The organism is Sphingobacterium sp. UBA7631, assembly GCF_002483935.1.
Lineage (GTDB): Bacteria > Bacteroidota > Bacteroidia > Sphingobacteriales > Sphingobacteriaceae > Sphingobacterium > Sphingobacterium multivorum.
In genome coordinates this window covers 56,117-79,853 of the sequence record NZ_DLIX01000003.1, presented here as the reverse complement: position 1 = coordinate 79,853, position 23,737 = coordinate 56,117, and the positions used below count along the sequence as shown (strand labels likewise).

The 23,737-nt window shown below is 39.7% G+C and carries 12 protein-coding genes; all 12 read right to left on the bottom strand.

Translation table 11 applies throughout. The features are described 5' to 3' along the window. Positions 1–102 precede the first annotated feature (102 nt). Entirely contained in the window at positions 103–1,731 is a 1,629-nt protein-coding gene (locus tag B3P16_RS03530) for a DUF6377 domain-containing protein (protein ID WP_286754749.1), read from the bottom strand. A 164-nt stretch (positions 1,732–1,895) separates the two neighbouring features. Beyond that, positions 1,896–6,446, bottom strand: a complete 4,551-nt coding sequence (locus tag B3P16_RS03525) for an efflux RND transporter permease subunit (protein ID WP_286841469.1) — start codon at positions 6,444–6,446, stop codon at positions 1,896–1,898. A 13-nt stretch (positions 6,447–6,459) separates the two neighbouring features. After that, complete coding sequence (locus tag B3P16_RS03520; RefSeq protein ID WP_286841467.1) at positions 6,460–7,566, bottom strand: efflux RND transporter periplasmic adaptor subunit; 1,107 nt, start codon at positions 7,564–7,566, stop codon at positions 6,460–6,462. 269 nt (positions 7,567–7,835) lie between these two features. Beyond that, a complete protein-coding gene (locus B3P16_RS03515; protein ID WP_286841465.1) occupies positions 7,836–8,198 on the bottom strand; it encodes a hypothetical protein in 363 nt (120 codons plus the stop codon). A gap of 117 nt (positions 8,199–8,315) precedes the next feature. Then, positions 8,316–10,616 (bottom strand): GH92 family glycosyl hydrolase, encoded by a 2,301-nt coding sequence (locus tag B3P16_RS03510; protein WP_286841463.1) that lies wholly within the window; start codon positions 10,614–10,616, stop codon positions 8,316–8,318. Between the two features lie 159 nt (positions 10,617–10,775). Next, the gene (locus tag B3P16_RS03505) at positions 10,776–12,698 is read right to left on the bottom strand and encodes a RagB/SusD family nutrient uptake outer membrane protein (protein WP_286841461.1); all 1,923 of its coding nucleotides are present in this window, start codon (positions 12,696–12,698) and stop codon (positions 10,776–10,778) included. A 19-nt stretch (positions 12,699–12,717) separates the two neighbouring features. Next, positions 12,718–15,972 carry a SusC/RagA family TonB-linked outer membrane protein gene (locus B3P16_RS03500; protein ID WP_286841459.1) on the bottom strand — a complete coding sequence of 1,085 codons (3,255 nt, stop codon included), beginning with the start codon at positions 15,970–15,972 and terminating at the stop codon, positions 12,718–12,720. A 158-nt stretch (positions 15,973–16,130) separates the two neighbouring features. After that, the gene (locus B3P16_RS03495) at positions 16,131–16,832 is read right to left on the bottom strand and encodes a response regulator transcription factor (protein WP_112374000.1); all 702 of its coding nucleotides are present in this window, start codon (positions 16,830–16,832) and stop codon (positions 16,131–16,133) included. Continuing rightward, entirely contained in the window at positions 16,833–18,155 is a 1,323-nt protein-coding gene (locus tag B3P16_RS03490; protein WP_286841457.1) for a sensor histidine kinase, read from the bottom strand. It lies immediately after the preceding gene. 88 nt (positions 18,156–18,243) lie between these two features. Further along, entirely contained in the window at positions 18,244–20,538 is a 2,295-nt protein-coding gene (locus tag B3P16_RS03485) for a GH92 family glycosyl hydrolase (RefSeq protein WP_286841455.1), read from the bottom strand. A gap of 10 nt (positions 20,539–20,548) precedes the next feature. Then, the gene (locus tag B3P16_RS03480) at positions 20,549–21,271 is read right to left on the bottom strand and encodes a basic secretory protein-like protein (protein ID WP_286754740.1); all 723 of its coding nucleotides are present in this window, start codon (positions 21,269–21,271) and stop codon (positions 20,549–20,551) included. Between the two features lie 10 nt (positions 21,272–21,281). Next, the gene (locus tag B3P16_RS03475) at positions 21,282–23,630 is read right to left on the bottom strand and encodes a GH92 family glycosyl hydrolase (protein WP_286841453.1); all 2,349 of its coding nucleotides are present in this window, start codon (positions 23,628–23,630) and stop codon (positions 21,282–21,284) included. Between the last annotated feature and the right edge of the window lie 107 nt (positions 23,631–23,737).

The following is a 23,737-nucleotide window of genomic DNA, read 5'->3' as shown; positions in this document are numbered from 1 at the left end:
CTAACATAAAGATTATTACAAATTAAATACAGCATTAAAAAGTACCTACAGGAGCGTACAATCGTCTTTAAAACAGCCAATTTTCGGGTATTACCCTACATTTTAGGCCCGGTCGATCACCGCAATCTGACACACAGCAGCTTCAAAAGCATCGCGGTTTCCCGCAGCCTTATTACGCACTTTTGTTCTATAATTATAAACTGTCCGAAGAGAATATCGAAGGAAACTTGCAATCTTCACGGAATCATCGATTCCTAATCGAATCAATGCGAAAATCCGAAGTTCAGTATTTAACAATTCTGTTTTTTTTGGATAGATTTTCTCGTCCTCCTGAAGTAAGGCATTGAATTCATCAACAAAGGTTGGATATAGATTTAAAAAGATACGGTCAAAATTAACATAGAGTTGCTGCACCTCTCTTTCTTCCATTTGCGTTGACTTTAACTGTTCGCGTAAGGCATCCCACTGCTGATTCGTCGCTTTTTTCAACAGTGCTTTTCTGATATCTTCCATTTTATCGATATAACTCGAACACATATCAAAGAATTGCGCAATATATTCTTCTTTAATATGATTGGATTCAGATAATTTAAGGTTAGTCTGGTTTATTTCATCATTCAATGATCGAAGTTGTTGGTTTGTAGCCGATAATTCCGATCGTATCCTTCTCAAATGTTGCACTTGTCTATAAATAATGACAAGTCCAATGATTACACCAATCAATAAAATACTGACGATAATGACCAAGCCTACCAGTTGCCGATTTTGGCTACTGATTTTCTGCTGATAGGCGGCATTGATTATAGGATAAGAAGAGGTACCTTCAATAATGCGATACCGCACTTTACATAACATCGCATCGTCTATGGCTTTTTCAATAAACTGAAAAGCGCGATCGAAATCCTGTTGGTCGTAATACGTTAGCGCCAGATCATGAAAGGATGCGTTGTCGCGATTAGCCATTTCAATATCTGCACTGGCCGATATGGAAAGATAGTAAATTTGACTTTTCGTATCCTTTTCATATTTATAAATGAGCCCCATAAAATAGGCTATCAGCGCGCGCTGCTCAATATCCTTTTTGTTCTCATTCCAGAGGACCAACAATTGCTTTTTAGCATCCTCACGGTTACCATTAAAAAGTGTTTTTATAGCGATGGTTGTACGATACTCCAAGGAAGACTTTGGTAGTACCGTTAACAGAGAATCACGATACTTTTCACTTGCCTGGTAATATTCTGATCGATTATTGCTCTGACCGTAATGACTATAAAAGGAGCTGTAGGTATCGTAATATTTTGCCAGGAGATCCCGGCCAAGATGAGCGGGCTCAACTTGCTTTAACAATTGTGAAGCTTCTATATACCGTCCGACGGTGGAATACACCCAGGCCAAATCGAGATGAATAACCGCCTGTAAGGAGTCATTATTCGGTGGAGCGAGCTTTTGACACAGTAAAATATAAGTAAGCGCTGCGTCAGAATCAAACTTCTTATAATTTTCGAAGATTTCGTAGTTCTTCTTCAAAAATTGAACGGGATTACTTTCTAATGCTTTGGCCTCCTGTTTTAATTTCTCCAATTTATCTTCACGGTTCTTGATGTAAATTTTCTGATTTTCCATCAAATATTCCAATCGTTGCAAAACCCGGGTACTATCGGAATCTACTTGCGCAGATAGGTAAAGACTAAAATGAGCAAAAAGAATAAAAAGAAAAATGCGCTGCAACATAATAAACTCGGTTCAACATCGTGTAGACTAAACTACATAAAAATAACAACAAAAAAGAGGACGTCTCCCGACGGCCTCTTCCCCCGACCCAGTTAAGGGTCCAAGAATTAACAAGTTAATTCTTTATCGCATGAAAAATAGTTTTCTTTTTAATGTATGGCAACCTATTGCCAACCTCCTCCCAAGGCTTTGTATAGTAGAATCTGGTTTAACGTGTTTTCTTTCTCCAATTCTACTTTTCCGATTTGGGCTTCCAGCGACTCCTTCTGTGCTGTAACGACATCCAGAGAGGTCACCCGTCCAGCAATAAATAGTTCCTGTGCGGCCTCGATAGAGAGCTTTAATGCTTGAACATGCTCATCGACAAAACCACGCCGTCTGCCTATTGCCTCTTGTGTCATAATCACATTAGAAACCTCATTATAGGCATTCAGAACCATTTTTTCATAATCCAAAAAAGCAATCCCATAGTCCGCTTTTGCAATTTCGTACTGCGTTTTCAGTTGCCTTTGGTTAAATATCGGAAGCGTAATACCGCCAAATAAGTTATAAGCAATAGATTTATCCAAATTAAATAACTTGTTAAAGCTAAAGCTCTGCAATCCGATAAATGGACTTATTGCTACAGAAGGCAGAAAAGCCAAACGTGATGCTTCCTGATTATTCGAAGAGGCAATCACTTTCAAATAAGCGGCCTTGATATCGGGACGTTGGTTGACAAGATCATCCGGTGTACCAAAATGCATTGCATGATATAAATCCGCATTTTCAGCATATGTACTTCGTACAATAGGTTGATAAAAACGTCCTAATAAACCATTTATATGGTGTTCCCAAAGTGCTATCTCTTGGATCAATTGTTCTTTAGCAGCTTTAGAATTGGCCAAAAGCGCTTTAAACTGTTGTACAGAAAGCTCAGTCGCATAACCAGCATCTTTTTTTACTTCAACAACTTCCAGTGCATTCTTATGCAATTCAATATTCCGATTATATACTTTTATCTTTTGATCCAAAGCAATTAGTTCATAATAAGCTGTTGCAATATTAGAGACTAATTCCGTTTCCAAGAGACGCTTTCCCTCCTGCTCTGCTAGGAAGCTAAAATAAGCAGCTTGTTTTTGGCTCTTTAACTTTCCCCAAAGATCAATCTCCCAAGATGAACGAAGTCCGATAAAATAATCTGGGATAAATGGTTCGGGTAATTTTTCATCATTTTTCAAATTCTCCGAGAAATTTGAATCGTAATTACCGATCCCTGACTCAGTATAGTGGCCATACTTCCGTATTCCTCCTTCTACTGCGGCCTCGACCCTAGGACCTAAAGCGGCTTTCCGTTGCTTAAAATAAGCTTGCGCAGATTCCAAACGTAGGATGGATTGACGAATATCCAAATTGTTCTGCAACGCCGAATCAATTAAGGAAACCAACTGCGAATCTTTAAAAATTTCCTTCCAAGGTCGGCTTCCCACATTTAAACTATCTGGCGAAAGATGTTTAGAAAAGGAATTCGGTACGTTTACTTTCTCCGGTTGGAGAGCTTTTTTGGGAACCGAACAACTTCCAAATAAAATAAGTGCAGCAATAACTAAAGAAGCTTGTTTCACAACTTGTTTCTTATTCTCTTTTTTTGAAAATAAGATCACTAAGCCTGGGATGACAATTACCCCCAGAATGGTTCCGATAAGCATTCCGCCGACTGCAGCCGTACCGATACTTCGATTACCCAATGCACCGGCTCCGCTGGCCATCATCAAGGGTATCAGACCTGCAATAAAAGCAAACGAAGTCATTAATATGGGCCGTAACCGGGCAACAGCGCCTTCTATTGAAGCTGTCACGATATCCATTCCTTGCTTATATTTCAAATTGGCATATTCCACAATCAGAATCGCATTTTTGCCCAGCAAACCAATCAGCATGACCAATGCGACCTGCGCATAGATATTGTTTTCCAATCCAAAGACCTTCAGGAAAATGAAAGCACCAAAGATCCCCGCTGGAAGACAGAGCAGAACTGGTAACGGCAATAAGAAGCTTTCGTACTGTGCACATAACAACAGATAAACAAACAGAAGACAAAGCGCGAAGATATACAAAGCCTGATTTCCCGAGATTTTCTGTTCCCGAGTCATACCAGACCATTCGATACTATAACCTTGAGGAAGAGATGACGCTATTTTTTCCACTTCTTCGATCGCTTGTCCAGAACTAAAGCCTGCCGAGGATTGTCCTGTAATCATGGCCGAACTAAACATATTGTAACGGGTAATTTGTTCAGGACCATAAATTCTTTCCATCGAAATAAAGGCATTGTATGGTACCATCTCACCCGTCTCATTCTTCACATATAAGCGTAATACATCTTCTGGTCTTTGGCGATATTCGGGACCAGCCTGTACCATGACCTTATACATCTGTCCGTAACGGATGAAATTTGTCGCGTAAAGACTTCCCATTAAGGTCTGCAGCGTATTCATGGCATTCTCCACCGATATTCCTTTTTTTGCAGCCATATCGTAGTCCACCTTCAGCATATACTGTGGAAAGTTCACATCAAAACTGGAGTTGATATCCTGAAGAACTTCACTTTTCTCCATATCATCCATAAAGTTCTGCAGCACTTCGGCCGTCTTATTGAGATCTTCATTACCACTACGGTCCAATAGACGTAGTTCAAAACCTGATGAGTTACCAAAGCCTGGAACTGTTGGTGGAGGAAAGAAATCAATTTCCGCATCGGCAAAGTCCTTGGTTTTTTCGCGTAAATCTTTAATGACATCATCTACTGTCTGATCTCGCTCTTTCCAGGGTTTCAGATTGATCATCCCCATCCCGTAGGAAGCGCCGGACACTTCGGTAATGATACTATATCCCGATAATGTAGAAACGGTTTCCACAATATCAAGCTGACGTGATACAGAGTCAATTTTATCCAAAACACGTTCGGTACGGTCCACCGTTGCTCCCGGAGGTGTGGTTACAGCGACATAAATCATTCCCTGATCCTCGGTTGGAATAAAGCCCGAAGGTAAGATCGCGCTACTTCCCCAGGTGGCGACAAAGAAAACGCCAAGTAAAAGCAAGGTCAATCCGCGCCGTGCACTTGTTTTTACCAAAATCCCCTTGTAACCAAAGGCTGTCTTATCATAAACTGCGTTGAATTTTTTAAAGAAACGATCGAGCCAATTATTCGATGGTTTGCGATCGTGAGGCGATTTCAAGAAAAGCGCACATAAAGCGGGTGTCAATGTCAACGCGTTAATCCCAGAAATAACAATTGCTGCGGCCAACGTCAACGAAAACTGTCGGTAAAAAATCCCTACTGGCCCCGATAGAAAGGCAACAGGAACAAACACGGCAGACATTACCAACGTAATGGCCACAACAGCGCCACCGACTTCTTTCATTGCCTCCAATGTCGCTTCCATAGGTTGAAGATGTTCTTCTTCCATTTTGGCATATACGGCCTCGACGACGACAATCCCATTATCCACCACAATACCTATAGCCAGTACCAATGCAAACAAGGTCAGCAGGTTGATGGAAAAACCTAGCATCTGCATAAAAAATAAGGCTCCAATCAAACATACTGGTACGGCCAAAATCGGTATAACAGTCGCCCTAAAGTCCTGCAAAAAGATAAACACAACAATAAAAACCAAGAGGAAGGCCTCCAATAACGTTTTGATCACCGAGGAAATCGAGGCATCCAAAAACCGCGACACATCGTAACCCATGGTATAAGTCATGCCGGTAGGGAACTGGGTTTGTTTTAATTCGGCCATGCGATCTTTTACACGCTGAATTACCTCCTGTGCATTTGATCCTGGCAATTGCTTCAACATGATGGAGGCAGATGGTCGGCCATCCGTCTTGGATACCATTTCATAATCCAATGAGCCAAATTCAACATCGGCGACATCTTTTATACGGATAATGGAACCATTTGAAGTCGCTCGGATGGGGACATTCGCATACTCTTCAATTTCAGTGAACTTACCCGGATAACGTAACACATATTGTTGCATGTTGCGCATTTTATCCGAACTGATACCTGTTTGTCCTGGCGCGGCCTCGATATTCTGCTTTCGCAATGCAGCTACCACTTCCTCTGCAGAAATATTATAGGCTGCCATACGATCAGGTTTAACCCAAACCCGCATCGCATAGTCGCGCATACCCATAATCTGCGCAAGCCCGACCCCCTCTATGCGTTTCAGCTCTTTCAGAATATTGATATCCGCGAAATTGTAAATGAATCTTTCATCTGCAGTTTCATCATCGGTAAAAACATTCAGATACATCAACATGGAGTTAACCTCCTTTTCGGTGGTTACCCCAGCTTTAATAACTTCTTCGGGTAGTTCATCCAATACCGTAGTGACTCTATTCTGCACATTTACAGCTGCGATATCGGGGTCTGTACCCACTTCAAAGAAGATCTGAATCACAGTGCTTCCGTTGTTGGTAGACACTGAATTCATGTAGGTCATCCCAGCTACACCGTTGATTGCTTTCTCTAAGGGAATAGCTACCGCATTTGTACTTACTTCAGCATTGGCACCCGTATAGTTGGCATTTACAACGACCGAAGGTGGTACGATATCCGGGAATTGTGTTATAGGCAATGTAAATAAAGCCAAAAGTCCCAAAAGTGTGATAAACACTGAAATAACCAACGACAATATAGGTCGTTTTATAAATGTTTCAAACATAATTTATCCTCCCCTACAGTTTCCTCAATTTTGGATTAATTTTCATTCCGCTGCGTAAACTTTGTACACCCTCATACACCACTTTGGCATTGGGATCCAACCCGCCATCGACAATGTAATAGTGTCCCACACGAGGGCCGGCAGTAAAAGGCATCATTTTAACCGTACTATCTGCCTGTAATGTATACACATAGGTCTTATCCTGAATTTCAAATACTGATTTCTGGTGCACAAAAGTATGTTCACCGGTCTCCATAGGCACGGCAATCTTGCCCGTTGCTCCATGTTTTAAGATGTGTTCGGCGTTGGGAAACTGGACCCGTAGTGCAATGGACCCGGTATTGGCTTCAAATTCACTTTCCACAAGATGAGCAATTCCCTCATGTGGATACAGTTCGCCATTGGCTAAAATTAATTTAACTGATTTTTGCGTTTCCTTACCATTCAGCTTGTCACGCATAAGTGCCAGATATTCCCGTTCGGAAATATCAAAATAAACATTCACCTTGCTGAGGTCGGAAATTGTTGTAATCAAACTTCCCTCGGTTAATAAGGAGCCTTCTCGCAACAATATGCGATCTATACGTCCGTCAAATGGCGCTTGTATAACGGTATAATCCAATCTCGTTTGCGCCTGATTGACTAAAGCACGTGCTTCTTCAATTTTCGAATTGGCAGCTTTTAACTGAATTTTCAATAAATTATACTCAGAGGAGCTTACAATATTCTTGTCTACTAATTTTTGAGTCCGTTCCATCTCAAGCTTGATCTTTTGTGCTTCAGCGATGGCATTGTCATACTGTGCTTTGGCCTTAGCTAATTCCGAACGATATTCCTCATTATTATATTTAAATAAAATCTGTCCTTTCTTTACCCAAGCACCTTCATCGACATAAATTTTATCCAGAAAACCATTTAATTTCGAGCGAATCTCGACGTTTTTCAACGCTTGGACATCCGCAATATATTCTTGATAAACAGTTGTGTCCATCACCATCAAAGAGGCGACGGGTATATTTTTGAGTTCTTCTTTTTGGTCAGCATTAGCATTTGTGGAGCGGCATGAGGCCAACATCCCGACCGCGCCAAGCAAAAGGCACAGTATTCGTAATTTGTTCATATGGGAATAATCTTTTTTTAAAGGTCATATGGAATACCCAGTTGTTTTTCATCCACGTTGGTGTTTGCCAAACATTGGTATTTCATAAACGATAAAAAATGTAAAATGTTAAACCCTCCTACGGCATTTTAAAGTCAGTCGTTAGGAGAATGTATTAGATAGGAGCTACAGCAATTTTATAGGGCAAAGAGCGGCCTAAGGCCTTCCATACCATATACAGAAATAAAATAAAACTATTGCAGCCTCCGATCGAAAATTATTGGAGGTAACTAGAATGGCCTAAAGCGGGATAGGAATCGATAATACCCTGGTAAGCATAGGGTTTTAGATCGATAAAAAGGATGTTCATCATCTTTTGCAAAACATAATGCGGTAAAGACGATTCCAAAAACAAAAATAAAAATTGGTAATACTTGACTATTGAGCGAAAATATACGATAATCATCCTGCAATAGTACGCTTTCTTCTTGGGAAGAATGAATGGGCTCCAAATTCAATACATCATCCAAAAAATACTCCACAATGGTCTCACCTGCATGCAGGACCTGCCCAGTTGCCGAGGAGAAAGACTCATAGGTCAACAGATTAAGGTATGCAAAGAGTGTTAAAAAATGAAATATTTTACCTAACATATCGAAATTTCGAATCACAAAGGTATAACTTTAAATAGCTAAGATTATTTGATTCGTGTAAAAAAACCATGACAGCCTAAAATTAGCAGTCATGGTTTTCAATAAAGAATTCTATCTTTATTTTCCTTTAATTTTTTCGTTACTAAAGGAATATGGAGCATCCTCTTTTTTTGTTCCCCTATTTTTATTCGGTGTGTCACTCATTTTAAATTCAAGGTTAGCGCCCTGCAATAAATCACTATACCGGATATAATTGCGATTATAAGGCTTTCCATTCCAAGATAACTGATCTATGTAAACCTGATTCGACTCCTGTTGTTTGGCTTGAATCAAGATTTCTTTCCCGTTTTCAAGTCGGAGTATCACTTTATTGAATTGTGGTGAACCAATCACGTATTCGCCCGATCCGGGTGAAACAGGATAAAATCCCAACGAAGAAAAGACATACCAGGCTGACGTCTGGCCATTGTCTTCATCACCACAATAGCCATCTGGTGTCGGCAAATAAAGTTTATCCATTATTTTGCGTACCCAATATTGTGCTTTCCAAGGCTCTGCAGCGTAATTATACAGATATGGCATATGTTGGATGGGCTGATTTCCATGCGCATACTGCCCCATATTCATTACCTGCATTTCACGCATTTCGTGGATCATCCCGCGACTCTTCATTCCTTCATAGCTCGGAATGACAAACACCGTATCCAACATGGACACAAATGATTTATTACCACCCATCAAATTAATTAAACCCTGAGGGTCATGGAAGACACAAAAACTCCAATGCCAAGCATTCCCTTCCGTATATTCTCTTGACCAAGCACTTGGATCAAAATTCGCCACGAAAGATCCGTCGGCTTTTTTTTTCCCACGCATCAGTTTGGTACTTGGATCAAACAGGTTTTTATAGTTCATCGCACGTGTTGCATAAATAGCTGTTTCAGCTTCTGGCTTGCCCAGTGCCTTACCAAATTCATAAATACACCAGTCATTGTAAGCATACTCCAATGAGCGCGCTACATTTTGGTCCACTTTTACATCTGCAGGTATATAGCCCAATTTATTATAATATTCATAACCGAAGCGTCCCGTCGAAGAATGTTTCGGATAAGCACTATTGGCCCCATGCTTAAGTGCTTCCCATAACAGCTCTTTATCATAGCCTTTCCGATCAGTAATCAAGGCATCTGCTACAATAGACGCGGAATTGTTTCCAATCATCGATGCACGATGTCCTGGCGAAGCCCACTCCGGAAGGTAACCACTCTCTTTATACGCATTCACCAAGCCTTCCTGCATCCGATCATTCATCGACGGATACAATAGGTTCAACAGGGGAAATAAGCTTCTAAAAGTGTCCCAAAAACCTGTATCTGTAAACATTTCGCCAGGCAGCACCTGCCCATTGTAGGGGCTATAGTGAATACGCTTACCATTTCCATCAATTTCAGAAAAGTCTCTCGGAAAAAGTGTTGAACGATAGAGGCTAGAATAAAATGTACGTAATCGGTCAATATTATGATCTTCAACCTGTACACGCCCAAGGACTTCATTCCATTGTGCCTTACCCTCGTCAACAACTTGTTGAAATGTTTTGGATTTAACCTCCTTGAGATTAATTTCGGCCTGTTCAAAACTTATAAAAGAAGAAGCAATCCGAGCGATGACTTTCTCCCCTCTTTTCAAGGAAGAGAAACCCACAACTGCTCCGGCATGATTATCCTGAATTTCCAGTTTATCTTTACTTATCGCTCCGTTTTCCACAGCAGCTTTGTAAGAGAATGGTCTATCGAAAGTAATGACAAAATAATTCTTAAAATTCTCTGGAACACCGCCGCTATTTTTTGTTGAATACCCGATAATCTTATTCTCCTGCGGAATTACTTTAATATATGACCCCTTATCAAAAGCATCAATAATAACATAAGCACTATCGGTTTTGGGAAATGTGAACTGAAAGATTGCTGCACGTTGTGAAGGCGACAGTTCTGTTGTCACATCATGATCCGCAAGATAAACGCTATAATAATAAGGTTTGGCAATTTCCGCCTTATGTGAAAACCAGCTCGCACGTTTTTCCTGATCAAATTGAGGTGTACCTGTAACGGGCATAATTGAAAACTGTCCATAATCATTGTTCCAAGGACTTGGCTGATGCGTTTGCTTAAACCCCTTTATTTTATCCGCCGTGTAAGTATATACCCAACCATCGCCCATGTTTCCTGTTTGGGGTGTCCAAAAATTCATCCCCCAAGGACGAGCTATTGCTGGATAAGTATTCCCATTGGACAATTCATACTTCGATTCTGTACCAATCAGTGGATTAACAAAATCAACAGGTGAAGCCTGCTGTGCCATCCCCCCATGGATCGCGAATAGAAAAAGAATACTACCTGTTAGTTTTTTAATATTAAACATAAATTACGTATTTGTTTGATCGTACTAGCAAAAAAAGCTAAACCGTATTAGTAAATATAAGTAAGATAATTAAATAGAGAAGATGGTCAGGTGTTTTTCACAAGATGGTTACAAAAAAATCCGCAATCAAATGATTGCGGATTTTATATCACAGAAATACTACCAGCCGGGATTCTGCCCTAATGAGGGCGATTTTTGAATCTCTGAGTTTAAAATAGGAAATAAATAATGAGTTGGAGCGGTAAAAACTCTACTTTCAACAAAGAAGCGTTCCATTCTATAACGTTTATCGCCGATTTGAATTTTACCATTTACGTCCTCAACGGCTCTCATGCCATTAATCATATTTTGAAGTTTCGGATACGCTGTATTACTATTTTTCCAGTAGTTTATACTTCGTTCATTATTTGTACCACCTGATGCAGTAAAAGTCTGAAATTTGGTTTTCTCTACCGAACTACTTGGTTCTAGATATAGGCGACTATCAAAAGCTCTCTTATTCTCATAAAAGAATTCGACTCTTCGTTCGCGATAAATATACTCACGCATCACATTTTTATCAGAAAGTGTTGTCAAAGGCATTGGCGCCATAAAGGATCTTGATCTTACCTGATTAATTAAATCATAGATCTCTTGTGTTGGTCCATCGATTTCATTAACTGCCTCAGCATAAATGTAAATAAAGTCCGGCAAACGCCATACTGGAGGTGCGCTGATGATAACACTTCCATTTTTATTCCAAGCTTCCTGCAAAAATTTCCTCAGGTAATATCCCGTGCGCGTTGCATTATTCGCTCCGATCTGATCGGCACCACTCGCAATATTTGTCTGGGATGGATTATTGTTACCGCCGCGGAATGCTGCACCGTGAAATATAATGTCGCGATAAAAACGTGGATCCCTTTTTACTGAAGTATAAGGATTTGCGTCATCATACCCGTCCTGTTTAGCCTTGGTACTATAAATCGGGTAACCAAAGCCATCTGGCGACAAGTACTCATACTCATCTACTTGTTCTTGAACGGGCATCTGACGAGCTCCACCACCGCGGCTTGGCGGATATACATCACCAAACCACCCTTCACCCTTATAGCGTGTAAAAAACAAAACATACTCATTTTTGAACGCCTCCATATCATAAAACATCTGCCATAAGCGTGTATAAACTGTTGAGTTACTCGTGTTTTGACCGCCACTATCTCCAAAATCGGTATTTGAGTATTTCTGATACAGACTATAACGTTTTCCACCTGCAACCTTACTTTCAAGAACTGCCTTAGCCGCCTCTTTAGCTTTCACCCAACGCTGAGGGTCGTACGTAGCGTATTCGGACTCAAACTTACGCGTCCCATTATAGCCTTTTGCAGCAGCTCCATTCCAAAGTGGTGTAGCGGCCATCCACCGCGCTTCTGCAATCAGCCCAAGACATGCACCTTTATCGATACGTCCAAAATTCTGACCCTCCCATTTTTCTGGGACGGCATTATATGCTGTTATTGCATCAGCCACAATTTTATCAATAACTTTGTGAACTGACTCACGCTCGAAGTTCATGTTCTCTGTTGCCGTAACAACATGATCTATGTAAGGTATCTCACCATATATACGAACAGCCATTAAATGAAAGTAAGCTCTTAAAAAGTAGACCTCACCCACGCGCATAGGCAGTGAACCTGGTTCTAAGATATCATCTGGTGTACTATATTTTTTAATTCCTTCCAAAATAACGTTTGTTCTACGGATCCCGTCAAACATACTATTCCAGAATTGCCCATTGTCTCCGGGTAGTTCATTGATATTCCAATCACCTGTATTATATCTATTTGTAATATTTCCTTCTACTGTAGAGCCTTCGGCCTCATCGGTTATCGCAGCACTCGAAAAATGATAGAACCACGAGATAGGCTGATTGACACCCTTCGCTTTAGCATACACATCCGTAACGAGCTGATTTACTTTTTCATAACGAGTAAAAACCTCATCTTCCCGGATCTGATCGTCGGGTAATTTGTCCAAATATTTGTTGCAACTTGCGATCATAAAAGCAACCACACCTGCCATAAAAAAAAGTATTTTTTTCATCTTCAATACATTCATAAGGTTAGAAATTAAGATTTATTCCAAAATTGTAGACTTTTAGAATCGGGTACCAATAACCGCTCGTATTTCCCATCTCAGGATCTATACTTAAATCCTTCAAACCTGACCAGGTAAATAGGTTCATTCCTTGCGCATAAATGCGTAATTGATTTAAACCAATTCTTTTAATAAGATCTTTCGGCAAATTATAACCAATCTCTATATTTTTAAGTCTTAAATATTTAGCATCGTATAAAAACAAACTACTATTGCTATTTTTATTATTTTCAGAATTACCTATATGTAGAGCGGGGTAAGTTGCAGTTTCGGCCGTTTCTGGTGTCCAACGCCCCATATGAATTGGTCTAACCGAGCCGAGTTTATCTTGATCGAAAGTTGGGAAATCCCATACAGCCGCATCTTTCAACAAAATTGAAGAATTTAACGCTCCTTGAAATAAAAGACTAAAATCAAAGCCTTTATATTGCAGTGATATTGGTAAGCCAAATTGAATCTCTGGACTTCTAGGATTTCCCATAACTGTACGATCGCCTAAGTCCGTAATTCTACCATCGCCATTCAAATCCTTATAAACGACATCACCTGGTCCTACTGTTCCCCAAGGTTGAAAATTAGCCTGATTTAACTTGTCCGCCTCGGCTTGATCCCTAACGAAGTGATCGAAAACATAGACAAAATTTTCATAAAGTCGTTTACCTGTTGCTTGCCTGTATTCATATTGTCGCGGAACCTCTTGTCGGTAGATCAACTTATTTCTGGAAAAGGTGAAATTAGGTTTCAGAGAGAATCTGAAATTATCCCCGATCATATCTGAATAACTCATTTCAATATCGATACCACGGTTGCGGACCTTTCCAATATTGATCAGCGGAGAACCTTTACCAACTACGCCTGGAAAACCAATGTCATCCGCCCCAAGTTCGGTAATAATGTCATAACGATAATCCTCAAAAACATCGATGCTAAAGTTCATCTTGTTCTTTAAAAAACCCATATCGAGACCTATATTAGTTTTTCTAGATTTCTCCCATGTTATATTTTCATTTGCTAGGCGCCCTTCACGAAGGCCACTTAGTCCATTGTTAAAATTCTGTTCGCCGAAACTATAACCGTCTCCTCCCTGAAAAAATGCTAGATATCCGAATCGAGCATCACCTGGCATTTTATCATTGCCCACAAGGCCCATCGAAGCTCTAAGCTTCAAAAAGCTCAGCCAATCTTTGGTATTCGACATAAATTTCTCCTTGCTAACCACCCAACCCAATGCTCCAGCCGGGAAAAATCCGTAACGTTTTCCCTCTATAAAATTTTCGGATCCATTGTAACCAAAGTTAAATTCCGCCAAATATTTTTCTAGATAATTATAGGTAAACTGTCCTGTCATACCTTGATAACGGATATCAACACTGGCTCTTGAATTCGCCGCATCATAAACAGACTGGCTCGAGCGATTGAAAAGCAACATTCCAGTAACATTGTGTTTATCTTTAAATAGCCGGTTATAGTTTATTTTTCCTTGAATGAAGGTTCTATTAAAAGGACTACTTTGTGTAAATGAATTTCCAACAGTTTGATCTACCGTATATTTGTTCCCATTTCTATAAGTACCCTCATAGTATTGTGGATTCATAAATAAATCTATACCATCTGTAGGCTGAAAAGTCGCATAATTGGGATATACCCTATATCCTTCACTATAGGTGCCCAGCTCGCGTCTGACCCATTGTTGCTCTCTTGCATCATAGGAAAATATTCCATCAACAGAAAGTCCCTTCGTAATAAAATCCATATTCCAACCGGCGGCAAAACTCCCTTCCAGATAGGTGTTTTTTTCTGTATGATATCCTGATCTAGTCAATTCTCCAAGAACATTAAATCGGTAAATTTGATTACCAAACAACAGTCCTGATGGATTATTTAGCAGATAACCTTGAGTCGAAGGTTGGCTATTGGGTTCGAGAATGATGGGCAAATACGGCGGCTGTGTCATCGCCAATGTCATCAATCTACTGGCGGAAGTTCCAGGCGAGGTTCGATTGGTAATACGGGCACCTAAATTGAGCTTAACCCACAAGTTTTTTGTAATGTTGACATCAATATTGGATCTAAAGTTATAGCGTTGAAATTTAGGAGAAACATTATATTTAGATAAATCAACATGATCATAATTATTGTCTTGCCCCATATAACCGCCCATCACAAAATATTTCGCAATATCATTGCCTCCCCGTATAGAAAGATTGTATTCATGTTGAGGTGCAGTTCTAAAAATATAATCAAAATAGTCCCAGTTATAGCCTAGCCCATCCGAATTATCTCCCTTTGCCCGTCTAAATTTATCTATAGCATCCTGACTAAACAATTTTAAGTTATCGGTATTTCCTCCAGACAGCTTCCCATCATTCGTTAACGCTTCATTGTAGAGAGTTGCATAATCTGCAGATCCCAAAAGCATCGGCAATTGTGCGGGTGTATTTAGGCCATAAGACGCTTTGAAATCCACCGTTGCCTTATCTGCGGATTGCCCCCGTTTTGTTGTAACAACGATAACACCGTTTGCTCCCCGAATTCCATATGGCGCTGTAGCTGCTGCATCTTTCAAAATGGAAACCGTTTCAATTTCGTCTGGGGCCAAATAGCTCATATCACGCTCAATTCCATCTACAATTACAATGGGTGATTGATTGCCATAAGTTGACTTACCACGAATAAATAATTCTGAACGATCTACCCCTGGTTCTCCTCCAGCATATTGGTTGACGACCAGTCCTGGCAATCTCCCAGCGAGCATGTTATTAATATTTGCAGCAGGGCTCTGCACCAGGTCCTTAGTCGTAATTGTTGCTACCGCACCTACTACATTTCTTTTCTTCTGTGTTGTATATCCAACAACAACAACATCCTCTAATGCTTTTACATCTTCTATCAGACTAACCTGTAGCGCCGATCTTCCAGCGGCAACAATTTGTTGAGGCTGAAAGCCAATATACGAGAAAGTCAACACCGCATCCTTATAGGGAATTTCTATTCGATATCGGCCTGATGCATCTGTTTTCGTTGATTTTCCACTTGCTTTAACGACAATGGTAACACCTTGCAAAACTTTACCTGTCGAACTGTTTAAAACTGTTCCCTCTACAATAATACCTTCTTGTTGGAAACTGAAGTGGCTAGACGCAGCTTTCAATTCGGTCCACAAATTGAATGTGCTACACACCGAAAGCGTAAAAAATAATGGAATTACCTTTCTTTTCATAAATAATAATTAATGATTGGTTTACTAATACAAAAATTGGTCGTTAATTAGTTATTTCTTTGGAATGAACACCTCCAAAGAAATCAACCTTAAGCTGATAAACTAATTCGTTTTAGTAAAATTAAAAAGAAAGAAAAGAGAAAGTTGTTAATCGATTGTTAATGACAATTATTGAAATCGACCTCTAAAATAAATCCCACCTTATAAACAGTTTTAATAGCAACATACCGCGATCTTTTCAGCATTTTTCTAATCTTGCATATAAAAACATCAAGACTTCGTCCTAAAAAATAATCGTTATCTCCCCAAAGAGCAAGTAAGATCTCTTCTCTTTTCAATACAATATTCGGTTTGCTGGCTAAGAAAGTCCAAAGTTCAAATTCACGTGGTGATACAACCTGCCGAGATTTATCATTAAATTCTATTGCAAGTAAATTACGGTCAAGTTTAATGTCACCAATATTGAGTTGCAATTGAGAAACAACAGGCTGCTTAACAATATAATTTTGAAGTTTAAGAGACAATTCTTCAACATCAAACGGTTTTGTTATGTAATCATTACCCCCTAGACGGAGTCCCTTTAATCGATCTGTTTTAGACAGTCTGGCTGTGAGAAAAAGTACAAATTGGTTTTTATTTAACTGTGAAATATATTCAACAAATTGAAATCCGTCCCAAGTAGGAAGTTGTATATCTACTATAAGGATATCATATTTATTAATCTCATAATAGGATATCCCCTCTTCAGCAGACATAGCATGACTAACATCAAATCCAAAATTTGATAGATAATCTATGAGCATTGTCGCTAAATCAAGATCATCTTCAATCAGCAATATATGTCCATATTTTAGTATCATCTATTGTATTATTGGTATGGAAACCGAAAACGTTGTTCCAGACTGGGTTCCTGATTTAACGTCTATTTTCCATCGATGAATCCGCATAACTTCCTTTACGAAAAAAAGTCCCAAACCTAGCCCATTTGAAGAAGCTTCTTGCTTACCCCGATATCCCTTCGTAAAAATATACGGCAGTTGGTTATGTGAAATACCTATTCCGTTATCGTGTACAGTCATCATCACAGTATTTACTCCACCCATACCCAAGCGAATATGGATACGTTTTATTGGCTCTTTATTATACTTCAGCCCATTATCGACCAAATTGTTTACAGCAGTGACGAACATAAATGGATTGACAAGCGCCTTTACGTCTTTAACGTTTTCATCCATTAAAATTTGAATTACTGTACTTTCTGATACCAAAATCGCTAGGTCTTGTTCTAATTGGTCCAAAAGTTCTGCCAGAAAGTGTTCTTCGAGAACCACCTCTTCCTGATTAAACACGCTCAAATCAATAGCCTTGTTAACTAATCGATCCAAACGGTTTACCTGACGCATCAACGTATCCAAAGTTGTTGCCATTTTTAGTCTATCTTCTTTAGAAACCTTTACCACCAAGTTAGTTAAACCAATTCGTATGGTTGTCAATGGTGTATTGAATTCATGGGTGACATTGTTAATAAAGTCAGAAGCCATTTCCGCCATTCTTTTCTGCTTTATCCAGCTACCATATGTCACCAAATACAACCAAACAATACCAATTATACAGCAGCCCGACAGTAATAATAATGGTAAAATGGCTTTTAATACAGAAAAATTTGTATCAATATTCCCAACATACAACGTAAAAGCCACACGGTTTGACATCTTACTATTTGCGGTTATTGCAATCGACGATACGATATTGTCTTTGTCAATAAACCGAAATTCACCCCCAATAGGAGTATGCTTATCTATGCCAAAGTCTAGGATTGGTATAAAAGTGTTCGCATCAAAAGTCACCGAAATATCTTTCAACACAATGGCATAACCAAAACCTTCGCCCAAATTGACTTCGGATCTGATCTTATGAAATAGGCTGTCCATGGCTGGATGATTTCGAAGCCTCGTTACCAACGTTTTTGCGATGCTATCTTTCAGATTATTGAAAGCATTACTATCGTCTTGGTAATAAGCTTTCAGACGAACTAAATGAGGCATTAAGGTTGAATCGATAAGTTTCTGCCCGCCCGGAAATATCTTATCGTTCGAGATATGCTTATCGTAAACAACTTTAATTGCCTTTTTTTCTTTCTGAAATAGTTCGCTTCTTTTAATCTCATATGATCGTGCGATCATGAGATACTGTAATATCAGAAACAAAACTAAGCAACAGATAGCTATCCATTTGTACACACCTGATCGTCTCATCTTTGTGAGCAGGCTTTTATTTATTTGGTTTATTGCTCATCTCGAAGATTAATTCACCACCATTTATAATGCTACTATAGGGTAATAGAAAATTATCCAATTTCCGCCCATTTAAAGAAACGGATTTAACGTAAACATTCTTTTCAGACTGGTTACGGGCAACTATGGAAAGACTGCGTCCATTTTCAAGGTTAACCTTTGCCGATTTTACCAAAGGACTACCAATCCAATAACTATCTTCCCCAGGTGCCACTGGATAAAAACCCAATGCAGTAAATAAATACCAGGCAGACATTTGTCCACAGTCATCATTTCCCCCTAAACCCGCATGGCCATTGTGATACTGATTCCGTATGATCTGTCTGACGCGGGCCTGAGTTTTCCAGGGGCTCTTGGTTATATTGTACAAGTATGCCACATGATGTGAAGGCTCATTTCCATGCACGTAATTTCCGATAATGCCGTCGCGGGTAATGTCCTCCGTATGTTCAAAATATTTATCCGGTAATTCCATATTAAACAGGGAATCCAAATAAGACTCTAAACGTTGCTTACCTCCCATTAATGCCATCATTTCAGTAGGTTGATGCGGTACATACAGGCTGTAATTCCATGAATTACCTTCAATAAATCCTTGTCCATGTGTATCCAAAACATCAAATTTCTCCTGAAATTTACCCGCAGAATTCTTGGGACGCATAAATCCAATCGAGGAATCATAGAGTGATTTCCAACTTTCAGCTCTTTTGGAAAAAGTCGTGTAAATATCCTCTTTTCCCAATTTTTTCGCCAATTGCGCTATGCACCAATCGTCATACGCATATTCCAATGTATTAGAAACAGATGTTCCCGATACATCTGCAGGAACATACCCCTTATCAATGTAAGCGCCGATTCCCTCATACTGACGTGTATTTGCCGTTTGTACGCAAGCCGCTAGTGCGGCTCCTGCATCGCCTTTGTAAATGCCCTTAAGTATTGCATCAACAATAACAGACACCGAATGATAGCCGCTCATGCACCAATTATCATTCGCATAATGCGACCAAATCGGCAACATCTTCAATACACTCTGGTCATAATGAGCCATCATGGATGCTACAATATCAGCATTACGAGAAGGGTTAATTAAATTCAACAGCGGATGAAAAGCCCGATAAGTATCCCACAGCGAAAATGAAGTATAATTCGTAAAACCTTTGGCGCGGTGCACCTCCTGATCCAAGCCTTTATATTCACCATTCGTATCCATATAGACTGTCGGCATTAAGCTTGCATGGTACATGGCTGTATAAAAATTGACCAGGTCTTCCTTGTTCAACATTTCAGCTTCTATCTTATGCAGCTCCTTTTCCCAAGCTTCTTGGCCTTTCTTAACGTAGCCATCAAAATTCCAGTCCGGAGCCTCAGCCTCCATATTGGCCAATGCATTCTTCATGCTTACTGGACTTAAAGCTACTTTCAGAAGGATGGATTCTTGTGCTTTTGTATCAAAATCCAAGTGTAGCTTAATATTGTGCGCTGCAAGGTCGGGGAAATTATTTTGTTGATCAAACTTACGCCAGAAACCATTATACACAGATTTTCCATCTTCATACTTGGCGCCATAATTCTTAAAAGCTTTTGAGGTCTTTATTGCAAAGTATACGGTGCGCGTTCTCGACCAACCGTTTGTTTGACGGTAACCTACCAGTGTTGAATCGTTCAATACCTTGACAACGGTCCAAACATTCTTGCCATCATAATTATAAATCCCAGCAGTTAGATCTACGATAAGATGTGAAGCGTCAGACTCTTTGAATGTATAACGGTGGAGCCCTACACGTGTTGTAGTCGTTAATTCAGCCTTAATCTGATGTTTATCCAGTAGAACACTGTAATAATTGGCCTCAGCTCGCTCATTGGCATGTGAGTAGGATGATCGATAACCATCTTGTGGTCGATCAGCTGTTCCCGGGTTTAATTGAACTTTTCCTTGTGTCGGCATGATCTGTATATCACCAAGATCGGAGTGACCTGTGCCACTAAAATGTGTATGACTAAACCCGACAATCGTCGAATCATCATACTGATAACCAGCACAATATTTATAAACATCACCGTTGTACCGTCCATTGACAGCATAAGATAATGTATCCGTATCAGGACTTAATTGTACAGCACCGAATGGAACTGTCGCCCCCGGAAAAGTATGTCCCATTTTCGCCGTTCCGATGAGTGGTTTGACATACTGAACTAATTTAGTTTCTTGTGCCTTTAATAGATATGGGACACTAATTAATCCCAAAAAGACTAAACTTCTGATATTCATCGCTTATGAATTATAGTGTGGGATTTTGGCTATAATCGGCCCATAGCTCATCAATAGTTTTACCCGTCTCCACTTTCCAAAAAGCATCACTATAGCTTTTGCTACGCATCGCTGCATCCAATTTTTTGACAAAATCCTTCTTTACATGTAGATTGATCCAGTACAAAAAGCGCGCTGTAATACGATAAGAATCGGTGTATTTCTGCTTTTCGTTATATTCTGGCAGCTTCCAGTTTGCCCCCGCATTATCTAGGCCATCATCAAATCGAACAAAATCGGCTATCCCCTCCGTAATCCACCACGGGCCCGCCCCATCGGGGTATGCTTGAACAATATGCATGACCTCATGGGTAACCACGTCAATATCCCCTGGATTTTTGGCAAACCAGGCTGGACTATAACGGACAATCCCACCCGCTGTCGCTGCCACACCTTTATAGTCCGGATCAATAACAAAAGAGACCTTTTTTATAGTCTTTTTATTATATTTCTTGGCTAGTTTAGGATAGTTGGTAAAATATGCCGCTACCAGCCTTTCTTTTAAAGAAGCACTAAAATCTTTGTCTTTATTAATCCAAATTAGGGTATAACCACCTTTACTGATACTATCAATATCCACAGCAACCTTGCGATCATTTTCGGTATGTTTCCAGTTGTCCTGCGCAAAAAGTGAACAAGAGTATGCCAAGCCAAATACAGTAACAACGATTTTTAAGTTTTTAAAGTTTATCATAACCTAATGATTATTTCTTTTTGTTCGATTTCAACTTGATATTTGTTTGCAAATCTGTTGTCATTGAATAAGGTGCTGAATTTTTGGACGCTCCTCTCGTATAATTAGGCTTTGCCGCCATGTCAAAATTAAGTGTCCCACCTTCATGCAATGCTTTGTGACTTAACCAGTTCTTACCATAGTCCTTACCGTTCATTTGCAATGTATTTACATATACATTTTCAGTAGAATTCTTTGGAGCATCAATGGTCAACGTCTTACCATTTTCAAATGTTAAGGTCGCTTTTTTAAATAATGGCGCTCCGAGCACATATTCATCCGTTGCCGGACAAACAGGATAGAATCCCAGTGCTGAAAAAACATACCATGCAGAAGTTTGACCATTATCTTCGTCACCACAATAGCCATCAGGTGTAGGCTTATACATGCGATCCATCACTTGACGCACCCAATATTGTGTTTTCCAAGGTTGGCCAGCGTAATTGTACAAATATGGCATATGCTGAATTGGCTGATTACCATGTGCATATTGCCCCATATTCGCAACTTGCATTTCGCGTATTTCATGGATAATACCGCCATAATAGCTATCGTCGAAATCTGGAGACTGGACAAACACCGAATCCAACATGCTCACAAATGTCTTTTCTCCTCCCATTAGGTCGATCAGCCCCTGAACATCGTGAAATACGCTCCACGAATAATGCCAGCTATTTCCTTCGGTGAATGCGTCACCCCATTTTAATGGATTAAAAGGAGCCTGGAATTTTCCATCTTTATTCTTTCCACGCATAAGATTGGTCGATGGATCAAATAAATTCTTATAGTTCTGCGCACGCTTAGCATACAAATCAATTTCAGCCTTCGGACGGTTCAACGCTTTTGCCAATTGGTAGATCGTGAAATCGTCATAGGCATATTCTAAAGTACGTGCTGCATTTTCATTGATTTTAACATCATATGGCACGTACCCCAAACTATTGTAATAGTCAACGCCCTTCCTTCCAACAGCACTCATTGGTCCTTCGTTATTAGCACCGTGTTGTAAAGCTTCGTATAACTTATTGATATCATAACCGCGTAATCCCTTCATATAAGCATCCGAAACCACCGAAGCGGAATTATTGCCCACCATAATATCGGCATATCCAGGACTACTCCATTCAGGTAGGAAACCTCCTTCCAAATAGGCATTGAGAAGACCTTCCTGCATTTCCTTATTAATGGAAGGGTACATAAAGTTTAAGAATGGATACAACGCTCTGAAAGTATCCCAAAAACCTGTTCCTCCAAATAAATAACCAGGAAGTGTTTTTCCATTATATGGACTGTAATGTACAGCCTTTCCTTGCGCATCAATTTCATATAACTTGTTTGGGAAAAATAAGGTCCGATACATCGTCGAATAAAATGTACGCAACTGATCGATATCATCGCCTTCTACTTTAATTTTTCCTAACGTAGAGTTCCAGATCTGACGTCCATCTTCTTTTACTTGATCGAAAGACTTATTACCTAACTCATTTAAGTTTAATAAGGCTTGTTCGGCACTAATAAAGGAAGATGCTACGCTCACCTGTACTGGTTTCGATTTGTCTTTTACCTTAAACCCTACGATTGCACCAGTGTGATCACCTTTGATCTGAAGTTGCCCATCCTTCTTCTCTTTGCCTTCCCAAGTAGCGACACTTGCAAAAGGTTGATCAAAAACCAAAACAAAATAATTCTTGAAATTAGCAGGCAGTGGGCCCCGTGCATATTTAGAAGAATAGCCAATGATCATATTTTTTTCTGGAATAATCTGAACTTCAGATCCCTTTTCATAAGCATCCAAAACAATATACGCATCGTCTGTTTTATTAAACGAGATCCTAAACATTGCCGCGCGTTCTGTTGGTGTCATCTCTGCAGTCACATCGTGATCTGCTAGATAAACCGAATAATAATAAGGTTTTACAATCTCCGCTTTGTGCGAAAACCAGCTCGCACGCTCCTCTTGATCAAATACGGGCTTTCCAGTCACAGGCATGATTGAAAAAACACCGTAATCATTCATCCAGGGTGATGGCTGGTGAGTCTGTTTTAAACCACGAATCTTATCAGCGGTATATTGATACTGCCATCCGTCGCCATTTTTCCCCGTTTGAGGTGTCCACATATTCATTCCCCAAGGTCGCGCTATTGAGGGATAGGTATTACCATTGGACAATTCAAATTTGGATTCCGTACCCATTAATGGATTAACAAGATCGACAGCTTCCATTTGCTGCCCTCTAAATTTCTGAGCCAAAACCGGTTTTGCGCAAAACAAACCAAAAGACAATAACGAACCCAGAAAAACACTTATAGATTTTTTCATTATTTAGGATATATAAAAATATTTCTACTAAAACGTATTAGTAAAGATATAAAAAAGAATATTAAATCAAAACAAACACCTGGCATTGAGAAGCAGGTCTTATTATT

What these genes read in the sequence shown, in the direction of transcription:
- B3P16_RS03530 (WP_286754749.1), bottom strand. Translation starts at nt 1,731, where the DNA reads ATGTTGCAGCGCATTTTTCTTTTTATTCTTTTTGCTCATTTTAGTCTT.
- B3P16_RS03525 (WP_286841469.1), bottom strand. Translation starts at nt 6,446, where the DNA reads ATGTTTGAAACATTTATAAAACGACCTATATTGTCGTTGGTTATTTCA.
- B3P16_RS03520 (WP_286841467.1), bottom strand. Translation starts at nt 7,566, where the DNA reads ATGAACAAATTACGAATACTGTGCCTTTTGCTTGGCGCGGTCGGGATG.
- B3P16_RS03515 (WP_286841465.1), bottom strand. Translation starts at nt 8,198, where the DNA reads ATGTTAGGTAAAATATTTCATTTTTTAACACTCTTTGCATACCTTAAT.
- B3P16_RS03510 (WP_286841463.1), bottom strand. Translation starts at nt 10,616, where the DNA reads ATGTTTAATATTAAAAAACTAACAGGTAGTATTCTTTTTCTATTCGCG.
- B3P16_RS03505 (WP_286841461.1), bottom strand. Translation starts at nt 12,698, where the DNA reads ATGAAAAAAATACTTTTTTTTATGGCAGGTGTGGTTGCTTTTATGATC.
- B3P16_RS03500 (WP_286841459.1), bottom strand. Translation starts at nt 15,972, where the DNA reads ATGAAAAGAAAGGTAATTCCATTATTTTTTACGCTTTCGGTGTGTAGC.
- B3P16_RS03495 (WP_112374000.1), bottom strand. Translation starts at nt 16,832, where the DNA reads ATGATACTAAAATATGGACATATATTGCTGATTGAAGATGATCTTGAT.
- B3P16_RS03490 (WP_286841457.1), bottom strand. Translation starts at nt 18,155, where the DNA reads ATGATCGCACGATCATATGAGATTAAAAGAAGCGAACTATTTCAGAAA.
- B3P16_RS03485 (WP_286841455.1), bottom strand. Translation starts at nt 20,538, where the DNA reads ATGAATATCAGAAGTTTAGTCTTTTTGGGATTAATTAGTGTCCCATAT.
- B3P16_RS03480 (WP_286754740.1), bottom strand. Translation starts at nt 21,271, where the DNA reads ATGATAAACTTTAAAAACTTAAAAATCGTTGTTACTGTATTTGGCTTG.
- B3P16_RS03475 (WP_286841453.1), bottom strand. Translation starts at nt 23,630, where the DNA reads ATGAAAAAATCTATAAGTGTTTTTCTGGGTTCGTTATTGTCTTTTGGT.